General features: G+C 60.8%; 11 protein-coding genes and 3 tRNA genes. 8 read left to right on the forward strand and 6 right to left on the reverse strand.

Annotated elements, in window-relative coordinates:
* Window positions 1-35: 35 nt before the first annotated feature.
* Entirely contained in the window at window positions 36-1298 is a 1263-nt protein-coding gene (locus ACLBKR_RS05990) for a GGDEF domain-containing protein (protein ID WP_113448724.1), read from the reverse strand.
* Between the two features lie 366 nt (window positions 1299-1664).
* Between ACLBKR_RS05990 and clpP the strand changes: the two genes are divergently transcribed.
* The 5 genes from clpP to ACLBKR_RS06015 all read left to right on the forward strand — a co-directional run bounded on the left by clpP (window position 1665) and on the right by ACLBKR_RS06015 (window position 9637).
* Window positions 1665-2297, forward strand: coding sequence for an ATP-dependent Clp endopeptidase proteolytic subunit ClpP (gene clpP / locus ACLBKR_RS05995; RefSeq protein ID WP_112827169.1), 633 nt, complete (start codon window positions 1665-1667; stop codon window positions 2295-2297).
* Window positions 2298-2595: 298 nt separating this feature from the next.
* Entirely contained in the window at window positions 2596-3873 is a 1278-nt protein-coding gene (gene clpX, locus ACLBKR_RS06000; protein WP_112827168.1) for an ATP-dependent Clp protease ATP-binding subunit ClpX, read from the forward strand.
* A gap of 428 nt (window positions 3874-4301) precedes the next feature.
* Window positions 4302-6719: an endopeptidase La gene (gene lon / locus ACLBKR_RS06005; RefSeq protein ID WP_112827167.1), complete on the forward strand. Its 2418-nt coding sequence runs from the start codon at window positions 4302-4304 to the stop codon at window positions 6717-6719.
* 205 nt (window positions 6720-6924) lie between these two features.
* Complete coding sequence (gene hupB, locus ACLBKR_RS06010; protein ID WP_099057464.1) at window positions 6925-7200, forward strand: DNA-binding protein HupB; 276 nt, start codon at window positions 6925-6927, stop codon at window positions 7198-7200.
* Window positions 7201-7438: 238 nt separating this feature from the next.
* Window positions 7439-9637 carry an esterase-like activity of phytase family protein gene (locus ACLBKR_RS06015; protein WP_113448723.1) on the forward strand — a complete coding sequence of 733 codons (2199 nt, stop codon included), beginning with the start codon at window positions 7439-7441 and terminating at the stop codon, window positions 9635-9637.
* 65 nt (window positions 9638-9702) lie between these two features.
* Here the strand turns inward: ACLBKR_RS06015 and ACLBKR_RS06020 are convergent, their stop codons facing one another.
* Both ACLBKR_RS06020 and ACLBKR_RS06025 read right to left on the reverse strand, forming a co-directional pair.
* Window positions 9703-10458, reverse strand: coding sequence for an alpha/beta fold hydrolase (locus tag ACLBKR_RS06020; RefSeq protein WP_113448722.1), 756 nt, complete (start codon window positions 10456-10458; stop codon window positions 9703-9705).
* Window positions 10455-11459 (reverse strand): isopenicillin N synthase family dioxygenase, encoded by a 1005-nt coding sequence (locus tag ACLBKR_RS06025; protein WP_414900995.1) that lies wholly within the window; start codon window positions 11457-11459, stop codon window positions 10455-10457. The genes ACLBKR_RS06020 and ACLBKR_RS06025 overlap by 4 nt, the downstream gene beginning before the upstream one ends.
* A 233-nt stretch (window positions 11460-11692) precedes the next feature.
* Here ACLBKR_RS06025 and ACLBKR_RS06030 point away from each other — a divergent pair, with 233 nt between their 5' ends.
* Window positions 11693-12379: a DUF2161 family putative PD-(D/E)XK-type phosphodiesterase gene (locus ACLBKR_RS06030; protein ID WP_113456937.1), complete on the forward strand. Its 687-nt coding sequence runs from the start codon at window positions 11693-11695 to the stop codon at window positions 12377-12379.
* Between the two features lie 57 nt (window positions 12380-12436).
* Here the strand turns inward: ACLBKR_RS06030 and ACLBKR_RS06035 are convergent, their stop codons facing one another.
* The 3 genes from ACLBKR_RS06035 to ACLBKR_RS06045 form a co-directional block, all read right to left on the reverse strand.
* A complete protein-coding gene (locus ACLBKR_RS06035; RefSeq protein WP_414900997.1) occupies window positions 12437-13423 on the reverse strand; it encodes an aldo/keto reductase in 987 nt (328 codons plus the stop codon).
* A 220-nt stretch (window positions 13424-13643) separates the two neighbouring features.
* Window positions 13644-13719: transfer RNA gene (locus ACLBKR_RS06040), tRNA-Val, on the reverse strand.
* Window positions 13720-13793: 74 nt separating this feature from the next.
* Window positions 13794-13946: a hypothetical protein gene (locus ACLBKR_RS06045; protein WP_162748258.1), complete on the reverse strand. Its 153-nt coding sequence runs from the start codon at window positions 13944-13946 to the stop codon at window positions 13794-13796.
* Between the two features lie 109 nt (window positions 13947-14055).
* Between ACLBKR_RS06045 and ACLBKR_RS06050 the strand changes: the two genes are divergently transcribed.
* Both ACLBKR_RS06050 and ACLBKR_RS06055 read left to right on the forward strand, forming a co-directional pair.
* Window positions 14056-14132: transfer RNA gene (locus ACLBKR_RS06050), tRNA-Asp, on the forward strand.
* 79 nt (window positions 14133-14211) lie between these two features.
* A tRNA-Asp gene (locus ACLBKR_RS06055) sits at window positions 14212-14288 on the forward strand.
* The last annotated feature ends 145 nt before the right edge of the window (window positions 14289-14433 follow it).

A 14433-nucleotide genomic window follows, 5' to 3' on the forward strand; every position in this document is an offset into this window, starting at 1 on the left:
CTATCCAATCCGCATCGTTGCCGGAAGAGGATTGTTCAGGAACGGTAGAGATCCTGCTGTGAGGATGCCATCGTCTGCAGGCGGCGCAGCGCCGCGACTTGTCTGTCCGCCTGTTCGTCGATGGCCTGTGGCGTCGATGAGGGAACGCAGAGCACCTTCTCGCCCGTCAGGACCGCCGTACGGTTCCGTCCCCTGGCCTTTGCCTTGTAGAGGGCGCGGTCCGCGCCGCTCATCAGCCGGTCGAGATCCGTTTCTGTGGCAGGCAGCGTGGCGATGCCGATACTCACGGTGACACGCAGGATCTGTCCCCCGAAAGCGATCGGCTTTTCGGCGACGGTGCGCCGAATGGCTTCCGCCACCAGCACGGCGTCATGCATGCCGGCAAGATCGAGGAGGGCTGCGAATTCTTCGCCGCCGCTTCGACCGAAACAGGCATTGGCCGGCATGAGCGACCGGCAGGATTGGGTGAACGCCACCAGAACCGCGTCCCCGGCCTGATGGCCGCGACTGTCGTTGATCTTCTTGAAGTGATCGAGATCGAAAACCAGCAGTGCGACCTCGCGCTTCATGTCGCCGGCGCGGGCGCGAATGATTTCGAACCGGTCGATCAGGCCCCGCCGGTTCAGTGCGCCGGTCAGCGGGTCGGTTATCGCAAGCAGCCGCAACCGGTCCTCGGAACGGTCCATCAGAAGCTTGGCGATAATGGCGATGGAGCCCACGAAGCCGATGATGCCGGCGATCCCCACCAGGGCGCTGATCGAAACGTCCTTGAAGTTGGCGGGCTGCTGCAGGACGACGGCAACGGCGAAACCGAGATTGAACAGCGCCTGCGTCATCCAGATGCCGATCAGTGCGATACGGTGGCGGCCGGTGCCGAACCGCGCCGTTGCCACCGTTGCCGCCATCAGGCTGAAGCCGACCGCTGTTGCGACGTCGTACAAAGCCATTCGATGGGCGAAGCTGTCGCGCACCACGGGGAGAAGGTTGCCGGCGACCCAGATGAGGCTGGGGATGGCGGCGAAGGAGGCAAGGGGACGCTCGTCGAGGCAGCGCAATCCGGACAGCCATAGACCGAAGGCTGAAAGCGCGATGAAGTTTGCGGCCTGGATCGAAACGAAATCGGGGATCTGTCCGCGAAAGCTGACCAGCGCGATGCCAAGCGCATGCGCGGCAAACCCCAGCCCGAACATCAGATAGTGCTTTTCACCGCGGGACCGCAGCCACGCCACAAGCAGCAGCATTGCCAGCGTGCCGGCTTCTGTCGCCCAGAGGAGGAACGCCGTTTTGACATCGAGCACAGGGGTCGATCCTGAATTGGTTTTTCGAGAATATGACTTCAAAGTGATGAAGACAGGTTAATCAGTTCCTACGAAAACGGCGATGCCGTGGCCGTCCCCAGTTTTTCTGCCCCTGTATTGAACGTTACCGAACGTTCACCATATGAGCCGTTTCTTGTGAAGTGGTTCCCCAGGCGTTCGGAAAGATTAGGTAATTTGCCGCAAAAGCCTTACGCCGGCGGTTAAGACCGGCGCTTGACGATTAAGGATATCCAAACCTCGCGTCTTGAAGTCGAGGGTGCGGACACTCTATGTAGGGATTGACAGATATTACGTGATTCCCGCCGCGCATCGAGTGTTCGGGGAACAGGCTGACAAAGGACGGACATGAGAAATCCAGTTGATACCGCCATGGCTCTGGTGCCGATGGTCGTGGAACAGACCAATCGCGGCGAACGCTCCTACGACATCTTTTCCCGCCTGCTGAAGGAACGCATTATCTTCCTCACGGGTCCGGTCGAAGACACCATGGCTTCGCTCGTCTGCGCGCAATTGCTGTTTCTCGAGGCCGAGAACCCGAAGAAGGAAATCGCCCTCTACATCAATTCGCCGGGTGGCGTCGTGACTGCCGGCATGGCGATCTACGACACCATGCAGTTCATTCGCCCTGCCGTGTCGACACTCTGCGTCGGCCAGGCTGCTTCCATGGGCTCGCTTTTGCTCGCCGCCGGCGAGAAGGGCATGCGCTTTGCAACGCCGAACGCGCGCATCATGGTGCACCAGCCTTCGGGTGGTTTCCAGGGCCAGGCGTCCGACATCGAACGCCACGCTCGTGACATCATCAAGATGAAGCGTCGCCTGAACGAAGTTTACGTAAAGCATACCGGCCGCACCTATGAAGAAGTCGAGCAGACGCTCGATCGCGACCACTTCATGGAGGCCGGAGAGGCGAAGGACTGGGGTCTGATCGACAAGATCCTGACGTCGCGCCAGGAAATCGAAGGTACGCCGGCAGCCTGATGCTCCGTTGCCATATGGTCACGACGCTAAATGAAGTGAAGCGCTCGTGATCACGTAAGGGGTTTAATCTGGCTGCGAAAGCGCTAATAGTAACTATTAAGGCTGTGTTGAATTTTTATGACATAGTCTGCGGTCTGTAGGGGTTTCGTTGCCGCCGGTCTGATTTGTGGATCGAATGGACCGGCTAGTACCTCTCCGGATCGGATAAGGCCCGGGGCCGAAGGGCGATCCGCGCCGGGCGTAGAGAGTGACCGCCCTCCGTCGAGGCGGAGGAGCGGCGTGCTGGAAGGATGAAGATATGAGCAAGGTCAGCGGTAGCAACGGCGGTGACTCCAAGAATACCCTTTATTGTTCCTTCTGCGGCAAGAGCCAGCACGAGGTCCGCAAGCTGATTGCCGGCCCGACGGTATTCATCTGTGATGAATGCGTCGAATTGTGCATGGACATCATCCGCGAGGAGAACAAGAGCTCCATGGTGAAGTCCCGTGACGGCGTTCCCACGCCGCAGGACATCATCAAGATCCTCGACGAATATGTGATCGGTCAGAAGCAGGCCAAGAAGATCCTCTCCGTCGCGGTGCACAACCATTACAAGCGCCTGTCGCACGCTTCGAAGGGTGGTGACGTCGAGCTTGCGAAGTCGAACATCCTGCTCGTCGGGCCGACCGGCTGCGGCAAGACCTATCTTGCCCAGACGCTGGCCCGCATCATCGACGTTCCCTTCACCATGGCGGACGCCACGACGCTGACCGAAGCCGGCTATGTCGGTGAGGACGTCGAGAACATCATCCTGAAGCTCCTGCAGGCTGCCGACTACAATGTCGAGCGCGCTCAGCGCGGCATCGTCTATATCGACGAAGTCGACAAGATTTCCCGCAAGTCGGACAACCCCTCCATCACCCGCGACGTGTCGGGCGAGGGCGTGCAGCAGGCGCTCTTGAAGATCATGGAAGGTACGGTTGCTTCGGTTCCGCCGCAGGGTGGCCGCAAGCATCCGCAGCAGGAATTCCTGCAGGTCGATACGACGAACATCCTGTTCATCTGCGGCGGCGCATTCGCAGGTCTCGACAAGATCATCTCCGCCCGCGGCGAGAAGACTTCGATCGGCTTCGGCGCGACCGTCGCTGCCCCGGACGACCGGCGCGTCGGCGAGGTGCTGCGCGAACTGGAACCTGAGGATCTCGTCAAGTTCGGTCTGATCCCGGAATTCATCGGCCGTCTGCCGGTTCTAGCGACGCTGGAAGACCTCGATGAGGACGCTCTCATCCAGATCCTGTCCGAGCCGAAGAACGCATTGGTCAAGCAGTACCAGCGCCTGTTCGAGATGGAAGACGTGGAGCTGACCTTCCACGAGGATGCGCTTCGCGGCATCGCCCGCAAGGCGATCGTCCGCAAGACCGGCGCCCGCGGCCTGCGCTCGATCATGGAGAAGATCCTGCTCGACACCATGTTCGAACTGCCGGAACTCGAAGGTGTGCGCGAAGTCGTCATTTCGGACGATGTCGTCAACGGCAATTCGCGTCCGCTCTACATTTACGCCGATCGCCAGGAAGAAAAGGCCAACGCTTCGGCCTGACCCGCGGCCCGCGCAAGAATGAAGATGAAGGCTCGCCCTTGTGGCGGGCCTTTTTCGTTGCGCAGACCCTTTTCCAGTGTTGTTTTAGACCAATGACGCTGCCGCTACCGTAAATCGTCAAAACGCAGTTTTCGCCGGCCACGGCTTGGGTTAGAAAAGAACGAAGTGCTTCGCTCGCGGTCGACACCGCGGATCGGATCGCGGGACTGGCCGCTTGTCTCGCTTCAGACCAGGCAAACGGGTTATTTGTAGGTTCGGGCATCTGCCTGTAATATCGCTGTCACAATGCCGGTGGCGGTACAGGCATGTCAGGCTTGAATTCGCGTTCTGAGAACTCCATTTCTTGGAGGAGCAAGAAATATGCCTGTCGCCTTCGGGGTAGGGCATTAGGTTCCGGGTCCGCCCCGGGACGTCGGAAAGGAAGTGAAATGTCGAAAACGTCTGCAGCAAACGAGAGCAATATCTATCCCGTATTGCCTCTGCGCGACATCGTGGTTTTTCCACACATGATCGTGCCTCTGTTCGTCGGGCGCGAGAAGTCCATTCGCGCTCTGGAAGAGGTCATGGGCTCCGACAAGCAGATCATGCTGGCGACCCAGATCAATGCCGGTGATGACGATCCGGCTCCGTCGGCCATCTACGAGGTCGGCACGGTTGCCAACGTTCTCCAGCTTCTCAAGCTGCCGGACGGCACCGTCAAGGTGCTGATCGAAGGCCGGGCGCGCGCCCGGATCGATGGCTATACCGCACGCGAAGAGTTCTACGAAGCGACGGCCCATGTTCTCGCCGAACCGGCCGAAGACGCCGTCGAGATCGAGGCGCTCTCCCGCTCGGTCGTCTCCGAGTTCGAGAACTACGTCAAGCTGAACAAGAAGATCTCGCCGGAAGTCGTTGGCGCCGCGAGCCAGATCGAGGACTACTCGAAGCTGGCCGATACGGTCGCTTCGCACCTGTCGATCAAGATCACCGAGAAGCAGGAGATGCTCGAGACCGTCAGCGTCAAGCAGCGTCTCGAAAAGGCTCTCGGCTTCATGGAGGGCGAAATTTCCGTCCTTCAGGTCGAAAAGCGCATCCGCTCGCGCGTCAAGCGCCAGATGGAGAAGACCCAGCGCGAGTATTACCTGAACGAACAGATGAAGGCGATCCAGAAGGAGCTCGGCGACGGCGAGGATGGCCGCGACGAGATGGCCGAACTGGAAGAGCGCATCTCCAAGACCAAGCTTTCCAAGGAAGCCAAGGAAAAGGCCGAGGCCGAACTGAAGAAGCTGCGCCACATGAGCCCCATGTCGGCGGAAGCGACGGTCGTTCGCAACTACCTCGACTGGCTGCTGGGCCTGCCCTGGGGCAAGAAGTCCAAGGTCAAGGTGGACCTGAACGCCGCCGAGAAGATCCTCGACGAGGATCATTTCGGTCTCGACAAGGTCAAGGAACGCATTGTCGAATATCTCGCCGTCCAGGCTCGTGCGACCAAGATCAAGGGCCCGATTCTGTGCCTCGTCGGCCCTCCGGGCGTCGGCAAGACCTCGCTTGCGAAGTCGATCGCCAAGGCGACCGGCCGAGAATATGTGCGCATGGCGCTCGGCGGCGTTCGTGACGAAGCCGAGATCCGCGGCCACCGCCGCACCTATATCGGCTCGATGCCCGGCAAGATCGTGCAGTCGATGAAGAAGGCGAAGAAGTCCAACCCGCTCTTCCTGCTCGACGAGATCGACAAGATGGGCATGGACTTCCGCGGCGACCCGTCCTCGGCCCTGCTCGAGGTGCTGGATCCGGAACAGAACTCCACCTTCATGGACCACTATCTCGAGGTGGAATACGACCTGTCCAACGTGATGTTCGTCACCACGGCCAACACGCTCAACATTCCGGGTCCCCTGATGGACCGCATGGAGATCATCCGCATCGCCGGTTACACGGAAGATGAAAAGCGGGAGATCGCCAAGCGGCACCTGCTGCCCAAGGCGATCAAGGAGCATGCGCTGCGGCCGGAAGAGTTTTCGGTCTCCGACGATGCTCTGATGGCCGTGATCCAGCAGTATACCCGCGAGGCCGGTGTCCGTTCCTTCGAGCGCGAACTGATGAAGCTCGCCCGCAAGGCGGTCACCGAGATCATCAAGGGCAAGGTGAAGTCCGTCGCCGTGACCGCCGAGAACATACACGACTATCTCGGTGTGCCGCGCTTCCGTCATGGTGAAGCCGAAGGCGAGGATCAGGTCGGTATCGTTACCGGTCTGGCCTGGACCGAGGTCGGCGGCGAACTGCTGACGATCGAAGGCGTGATGATGCCGGGCAAGGGCCGCATGACGGTCACCGGCAACCTGAAGGACGTCATGAAGGAGTCGATTTCGGCTGCCGCCTCCTATGTCCGCTCGCGGGCCGTGGATTTCGGCATCGAACCCCCGCGGTTCGACAAGAGCGACATCCACGTGCACGTTCCGGAAGGCGCGACGCCGAAGGACGGTCCGTCCGCCGGTATCGCCATGGCAACGGCAATCGTCTCGGTGATGACCGGCATTCCGGTGTCCAAGGATGTCGCCATGACGGGTGAGGTCACGCTGCGCGGTCGCGTTCTGCCGATCGGCGGTCTCAAGGAAAAGCTGCTTGCGGCTCTCCGCGGCGGCATCAAGAAAGTTCTGATCCCGGAAGAAAACGCCAAGGATCTGGCGGACATTCCGGACAACGTGAAGAACAATCTGGAGATCGTTCCCGTCTCGCGCATGGGCGAGGTTATCAGGCATGCCCTGGTCCGCGTACCTGAACCGATTGAATGGGACGGAACGGTTGAAACTCCTGCAATCGGCACTGTGGAAGGTGCCGACGATGCGGGCGCTTCCATGGCACATTGAGGCTCTTTTGCCTTAATCTTGCCAAATTGGCACATCGAACGGAAAAAGGCTGGCAAAAATGCCAGCCTTTTTTGTGCAAACTCCCTGAAACGTCTTGTTTTCCGGGCAATTGCGGTGCTTTTCAGTTGCGTAGGGCAGATGCTTACGTATTCTCCGCCCGACTTATCCATTGAGTCGTTTCATACCAGTCAGAAAGGGTGGAAACATGAACAAGAACGAACTCGTATCCGCGGTCGCCGAAAAGGCCGGCCTCACCAAGGCCGATGCAGCTTCCGCCGTTGACGCCGTTTTCGAAACGGTTCAGGCCGAGCTGAAGAACGGCGGCGATGTTCGCCTCGCTGGCTTCGGTGCTTTCACCGTCGCTCGTCGCGAAGCCTCCAAGGGCCGCAACCCGTCGACCGGCGCTGAAGTCGATATCCCGGCTCGCAACGTTCCGAAGTTCACGGCCGGCAAGGGCCTGAAGGACGCTGTCAACAGCTGATCGGCTGGCTGTCGTTCGGCCCCAGGGCGGAACGCATAGCTCTGCAAATTAAGCCCGGCCTCGGCCGGGCTTTTCTTTTGTGTCTTGCCGGCTGTTACGACTTGCCTTGCCGATCCATTCGCCGGCGTCTCGGGGGAGGGGCGGGCGTCCCGACAAAGTGAGTCAACTGTCATGTGCGTGTCATGCACGTGACGCAAAAGCCTTCTGTTCCTTTCTCATGGAAACAGGAGGTTTCCCGATGACGTATTCTATTTCCCGCGCCGCGCTGACGGCCGCGCTGCTGGCTTCGGTCGCGGCGCCGGCCGCTGCCGACCAGGTCTTCAATCGTATTGCGTCCTTCCCCGTTGCCACCAACCTGCCGGCCGACAAGGACAAGCTTTCGACCACCTCGGCCGAGATCATCACCGCCTCGGAAGACGGTAACACACTGATCTATTCGGACAGCCCGCTCGGCGCGATCGGTTTTGTCGACATCACCGACGCCAAGGCTCCGAAGGCCGGCAGCGCCCTGATGATGGACGGCGAGCCGACCTCCGTCGCCGTCGTCGGTGCCAAGGCGCTGGTTGCCGTCAACACCTCCGAGAACAAGCAGAAACCTTCCGGCAAGCTCGCCATCGTCGACGTCGCCTCCATGAAGATCGATGCGACCTGTGATCTCGGCGGCCAGCCGGACTCCGTTGCGATCTCTCCGGACAAGACGTTTGCCGCCATCGCCATCGAGAACGAGCGTGACGAAGAGCTCGACGAGGGCAAGCTGCCGCAGATGCCGGCCGGCGATCTCGCAATCGTCTCCCTGAAGGACGGCGTTGCCGATTGCACTTCCATCAAGCACGTCGCCCTGACCGGGCTTGCCGAAATTGCGCCGGAGGACCCGGAGCCCGAATTCGTCTCGATCAACAGCCTCGGCGAAATCGGCCTGACGCTCCAGGAAAACAACCATATCGTCATCGTCGACGGCAAAACCGGCGAAGTGAAGAATCACTTCTCCGCCGGCAAGGTCGATCTCGCCGGTATCGATACCAAGTCCGATGGCGCGTTGAAGTTCACCGGCAAGAAGGAAGGCGTCCTGCGCGAGCCCGACGCCCTGAAGTGGCTGGACGACAATCGTTTCGTCGTTGCCAATGAAGGCGATTACGAAGGCGGTTCGCGCAGTTTCACCATCTTCGACAAGACCGGCAAGGTTCTTTACGAATCCGGCCCCTCGCTGGAACTCGCCATCGCCCGGATCGGTCATTTCCCGGACAAGCGCGCCAAGTCCAAGGGCGTCGAACTCGAAGGTTTGGAAGCCGCAACCTTCAACGGTCAGAAATACTTCTTCGTACTTTCCGAACGTGCTTCGATCGTAGGCGTCTACAAGGACACCGGCGCGGAGCCGGAACTCGTTCAGCTTCTGCCGTCCGGCGTCTCTCCGGAAGGCGCGGTTGCCATTCCCGGCCGTAACCTGTTCGCGACCGCCAATGAGGTTGATCTCGGTGAAGACGGTGGCCCGCGTTCGCACGTCATGGTTTATGAGCTTGCCGAGGGCACGCCGGCCTATCCGATGATCCGCTCCGAAATCGTCGACGGTGCACCCATCGGCTGGGGCGCGCTCTCCGGTCTTGTGGGCGATGCCGAGAAGGCCGGCACGCTTTATGCGGTCAATGACAGCTTCTATTCCATGCAGCCGACGATCTTCACGATCGATGCGACGCAGAAGCCTGCCGTCATCACCTCTGCCCTGCCGGTGACTCGCGGCGGCGCGGCGGCCCAGAAACTCGACATCGAAGGCATCACGCTGGACGGCAAGGGCGGCTTCTGGCTCGCTTCCGAAGGCGATCCGGCAAAGCTCATCGGTCACGGCATCTACAACGTCGACGCCAAGGGCGAAATCAAGTCCGAAATCGGCTTCCCGGTCGAACTGCTTGCGGGCCAGACCCGCTTCGGCCTCGAAGGCATCACTTCGATCGGCGAGGGCGACGACCTGACGCTGTGGATGGCCGTTCAGCGTGAATGGAAGGATGATGAGAAGGGCACCGTCAAGCTCGTCTCCTACAACCCGAAGGCCAAGGAGTGGGGCGCCGTCAGCTATCCGCTCGACAAGTCGGAAGCCGGCTGGGTCGGTCTTTCGGAAATCACCGCCCATGGCGACTACGTTTATGTGGTCGAACGTGACAACCAGGTGGGCGACAACGCCAAGCTCAAGAAGCTCTACCGCGTCGCCATCGCCGACCTGAAGCCTGCTAAGCTCGGCGACAAGCTGCCGCTGGTGAAGAAGGAAGAAGTCCACGACTTCATCCCGGACCTGATGAGCGCCACCAACGGCTACGTCGTCGACAAGCTGGAAGGCTTCACCTTCGATGCCGCCGGCAAGGCCTTCGCCGTGACCGACAATGATGGCGTCGATGACAGCTCGGGCGAGACCCTGTTCTTCCCCGTCGATCTGAAGGTCATCAACTGATCCTTCGTCCTTTCGGGACGACGCGGTCCGAGGCCGGGCGAGAAATCGCCCGGCCTTCCCCCGTTTTATCGGCGTGTTCGGCGAAGAAATTCGGCGACAGGCCCGATCAGGCGGTCGGGAGCCGAAACATGGGGTGCATGCCCCGTGTCGAGTGTTACGACTTCCGCACCCGGCACCAGTTCCTGCATGCGCCGTTGCAGGTAGATGAACACCGACTGGTCATCGGTCGCCTCGACATAAAGGCGCGGGATGCGGCCGAAGCGTTCGCTGGTGAGGAGAGGGGCCGCTGCCCGCCCGCCTTCCGGCTGCGGCGTAAGCCTGGCGGCAGCCGAAAGCGCGGCCTCGCGCGGCAGATCGTTGAGAAAATGCCGGGCTGCGGCCTCGGCCGGAACGGTGCTGACAAGCCCGTCTTTCGACCATACGAGGTGGGGCGAGATGCCGCCCGCCTCCGGATGCGCGGGGAGTGCCTGTTTCACGACCTCACCGTATCCCATGCCCGAAGGCAGCATCATGCCCGCCACATAGACGATCCCGGTGATCGCTTCCGGTATGGCCTCGCCCAGAGCCGAAGCTGCAACGCCGCCGCCGGAATGGGCGATCACCGCCACACGTGCACCGGCGGCACCGACGAGCGAACGCAGATGCGAGACATAGAGATCGAGATTGACCGCTTCCGGCGGCGTGTCGTCCACCCCGTTGCCCGGCAGATCGACCGCGATTGGCTCGAAGCCCGATGCTTCGAGTAGGGGCGAAAACCCTTCCCATACCCATGAGCCCTGCCAGGCCCCGTGAATCAGGAGAACGGGAAGCCTTCGGCTCATGCGCGGACAGCCGGCGTCGGCGCATAGGTGCGTTGGTACATGGCTTTCAGGTGGTCTTCCACCGTCGTGGCTGCATATTTCGGCTGCTCGCCCGGCCCGAGGCAGTTCGGCAGGCATTCGACCATGTGATCGGGATGGCCAACGAAGAAGAACGGGATGGAATAGCGCTCCCTGCCGCTTTCGTTGACCACGCGGTGCAGCGTCGAGCGATAGCGGTCGTTGGTCCAGCGCGAGATCATATCGCCGAGATTGACGACGAAGGTGCCGGGGATGGGATCGGCATGGACCCAGCTGTTACTTGCCGCATCATGCACCTGCAGTCCACCGGCGTCGTCCTGCATCAGCAGCGTCAGCCCGCCGAAATCCGTATGGGCGCCTGCACCCTTTTCATTGGGGGCGGCATCCTTCGGCTGGGGCGGATAGTGCAGCAGGCGCAAGGTCGCGAGCGGCTCTCGGACGAAGGCATCGAAGTGATTCTCCGGCAGGCCGAGCGATAGCGCCATGCCGCGCATGAGCCGCTCGCCGAGGTCCGTCATGGCTGCGAAATAGGCCATCATCACCGGCCGGAAGCCCGGCTGGTCGGCTGGCCATTGGTTCGGTCCACGATTGAACCGTTTGGCCACGACCCGCGGGTCGTCCATAGGAAGGTCCGGTCCGATGTAGAAGCCCTCCTTGAGATCGGCGGGGGCGCCGGCCTCAAGCGTCTGGCCGCGCATATGTTCGTAACCCCGGTTGCAGAAGGAGTGCGCCTTGTCGACGGCGAGTTTTTCCTCAATCGGCCGCTCGAAGAAGGCCTTCGCTTCCGCAAAGGCGGCATCGATCAGTCCTTGGGGAATGCCGTGGCCGGCGCAGTAAAAGAAGCCCTTGTCCAGGCAGGCCCGCCGCAGGGCTTCGCCGACGGCGGCGCGCGTCTCGGGCAAGGATGAAGAAAGGCCGGAAACGTCGATGATGGGAAGCGTGGCGGCCTCGACCGAACGCGCACCGAGTGACGATGCATTCATGATGTTCTTCCTGTTCCGTTCATGCGAGCGGCGGCGCTCACCAGAAAAGGGAGGCTAGTGCAACGCATCGATGCCTGGCAACGACGAATTTGACTATAAAATAGATAGGACCAGAAATTGCCTATGAATTGCGCAGAAGAGAAGCCGCCGTTGCGGACAACACAACATGCCTTGTGGGGGCGTCAGGCCGTGGGCTAGATTGAAGCGTGTCACTCTTTTGCGAGACAGCCGACTTGGAAGCAGACCTTTATCCCCCGGTAAAACGTTATCTTGAAGGCTTGGGCTTCGAGGTGAAAGGGGAGATAAGAAGCTGCGATATCGTGGCGATTTCACAGGATGTGACGGAGCTCGTGGTGATCGGGGAGCTGAAACGGAGCTTCACATTGGAACTCGTCCTGCAGGCGGTGGAGCGCACCGCCGTTTGCGATGAGGTCTGGCTTGCGGTGGAAGCCTCAAAAAAGGGTCGCGGTCGGGAAAGTGATGCACGCGTAAAGAAGCTGTGCCGTTTCCTGGGATTCGGCTTGCTCACCGTTGCCGCCACCGGTCGGGTGGATGTGATCGTGGAGCCGGGACCATGGAAGCCCCGGAGCAACAGGAAGCGTCGTTCGCGCATCGTCGAAGAGTTCCGTCGCCGCAGGGGCGATCCCATGGCCGGTGGTTCGACACGCATGCCGCAGATGACGGCCTATCGTCAGCAGGCTCTCGTCATTGCCGAAGCTCTCTCGGAAGGGCCGTCGCGCCCCCGCGACCTCAGGCCGATCGCTCCCGATGCCGCCAGGATATTGCTGTCCAACGTCTACGGTTGGTTCGACCGAATCGATCGCGGACTGTATGGCTTGAACGCGGTCGGCCATGCGGCGCTCGCCACATGGTCCGATAAGATCCCGCGGGAAAAGGGAAAATCCTCCGAAGCCGCCTGACCAAGGGGCACTGATTCCCCGGCTCTCCATCTCCGTCGGAGGCTGCGGGCGTCGATTTCACCATCTCTGGTGCACGTGCGGCGCGATCAGTCGATCGTACACGTCACGGGCAGCGGCCATGATATCGGCGGAAAGGGCCGGCAGACCGGAAGCAGCGGCATTGGCGCGCGCCTGCTCGCCATTGCGCGCTCCGGGAATGACCACCGTCACGGCCTCGTTCATCAGGATCCAGCGCAAGGCAAAGGCGGCCATGCTGGCGCCGGCCGGCACGAGCTTCCGGATATCCTCGACGGCCGCAAGTCCGGTCTCCAACGGCACGCCGGCAAAGGTTTCTCCGACGTCGAAGGCCTCGCCGTGGCGGTTGAAGTTGCGATGATCCTCGCTTGCGAAAGTAGTCTCGCGGGTGATCTTTCCGGACAACAGGCCGCTTGCCAGCGGAACGCGGGCGATCACGGCGATATTCCGCCGGCTTGCCTCCTTCAGGAAGAGATCCGCGGGCCGCTGCCGGAAGAGATTGAAGATGATCTGGACGGAGACCACGCCCGGATATTCGATGGCCTTGAGCGCCTCCTCGACCTTCTCCACGCTGACGCCGTAATGGGCGATCTTGCCCGCACGCTTGATGTCTTCCAGTCCCTCGAAGACTTCGGGCCGATAGTATACATCGGTCGGAGGGCAGTGAAGCTGCACGAGATCCAGGCGTTCCACCGCGAGGTTCTTCAGCGACCGATCGATGAAGGCCTCGAGATTCGCTTTTGTATATCCATCGGCGACATGCGGATTGAGTCGTCGACCGGCCTTGCTGGCCACCATTGGACGTTTTCCGCCGCGCGCCTTGAGCACATCAGCGATGATCCTCTCCGAACGGCCGCCTCCATAGACGTCCGCCGTATCGATGAAGGTGACGCCGGCATCGAGCGCCGCATTGAGTGCTGCCCGGCCTTCGGCTTCCGGGACGTCTCCCCATGACCCACCGATCTGCCAGGCTCCGAACCCGATGTCGCTGACGGTAAAGCCGGTCCTTCCGAACGCATGCTGACGCATAACCATGCCCTCCTGTCTGTTGCATTGTTGCGATTGGAGGTAGCAAGCACCGCCGGAGGTGGCAAGAAGAAGTGGGTGTGGCGCGCAAACGCTCGAATCGCATGGCCGCGATTCTTCTCGGGTGCAGGTGGATCGACAGGCGGCCAGGCGACCGACGGCGACGCAAACCGCATCGCAAACAAATCAGTCGCTGCAGCTCTTTATCGAGATTGTGTGGAAATGGTGGGCGATGAGAGACTCGAACTCCCGACATCCTCGGTGTAAACGAGGCGCTCTACCAACTGAGCTAATCGCCCTTTCGCTGAGCGGGTCAGGCCCGCCGCGTCGGTGGCCGTGATCTATGCGGATCGCGGAAAAACCGCAAGAGTGTTTATGAAGTTTTTTTGTTTTTTTTGCCGCTGCCGCAGAGGAGGGGGATGAAAAACCCGGGAATCCCGCGCTTTTTACGGCGCGCTTCAGAGGGGGTGTTTTTTCCGTCCACAGCCGGGCGGATTGCCGGCGCGGATAAAATTCGATCTGTCATGGATTTGTCTTCGATCCCGCTTGACACCAATAACCGAACCCCTTAGTTAGCCGCTCATCGAACGGGCAAGGCCGGTTCGGGAAGGGCGGAGACGCCTTTCAAGAAATGCGCGGGTGTAGCTCAGTCGGTTAGAGTGCCGGCCTGTCACGCCGGAGGTCGCGGGTTCGAGCCCCGTCACTCGCGCCATTCTTGGAAATCATCTTTCTTGCTGTCGCGGAAACGTCGCCGGTAAGGTCGGATCGGTCAACTTCCGGTCCATCTATGCGCGGGTGTAGCTCAGTCGGTTAGAGTGCCGGCCTGTCACGCCGGAGGTCGCGGGTTCGAGCCCCGTCACTCGCGCCATTTTCGTTTTCCTTCATAACTTTATGTTGCTTCGCAATGGCGCTCTATGGACTTTGTTGCGTTGCCGCTTTACACCTCGGTAAACTGCGTGATGTATCGAGTGAAAAGCCGGCGCTCGGGCTTGCACAAGCAGGCAGGCTGCGCT

Origin of the sequence: Paenirhizobium cremeum, from assembly GCF_047553425.1 — a bacterium.
GTDB lineage: Bacteria > Pseudomonadota > Alphaproteobacteria > Rhizobiales > Rhizobiaceae > Allorhizobium > Allorhizobium cremeum.

Bases quoted from the DNA above. Each gene is read 5' to 3' on its own strand.
- ACLBKR_RS06020 (WP_113448722.1), bottom strand. From the start codon at position 10,458: ATGAGCCGAAGGCTTCCCGTTCTCCTGATTCACGGGGCCTGGCAGGGC.
- ACLBKR_RS06025 (WP_414900995.1), bottom strand. From the start codon at position 11,459: ATGAATGCATCGTCACTCGGTGCGCGTTCGGTCGAGGCCGCCACGCTT.
- ACLBKR_RS06035 (WP_414900997.1), bottom strand. From the start codon at position 13,423: ATGCGTCAGCATGCGTTCGGAAGGACCGGCTTTACCGTCAGCGACATC.
- lon (WP_112827167.1), top strand. From the start codon at position 4,302: ATGTCGAAAACGTCTGCAGCAAACGAGAGCAATATCTATCCCGTATTG.
- ACLBKR_RS06015 (WP_113448723.1), top strand. From the start codon at position 7,439: ATGACGTATTCTATTTCCCGCGCCGCGCTGACGGCCGCGCTGCTGGCT.
- ACLBKR_RS06045 (WP_162748258.1), bottom strand. From the start codon at position 13,946: ATGACAGATCGAATTTTATCCGCGCCGGCAATCCGCCCGGCTGTGGAC.
- clpX (WP_112827168.1), top strand. From the start codon at position 2,596: ATGAGCAAGGTCAGCGGTAGCAACGGCGGTGACTCCAAGAATACCCTT.
- clpP (WP_112827169.1), top strand. From the start codon at position 1,665: ATGAGAAATCCAGTTGATACCGCCATGGCTCTGGTGCCGATGGTCGTG.
- hupB (WP_099057464.1), top strand. From the start codon at position 6,925: ATGAACAAGAACGAACTCGTATCCGCGGTCGCCGAAAAGGCCGGCCTC.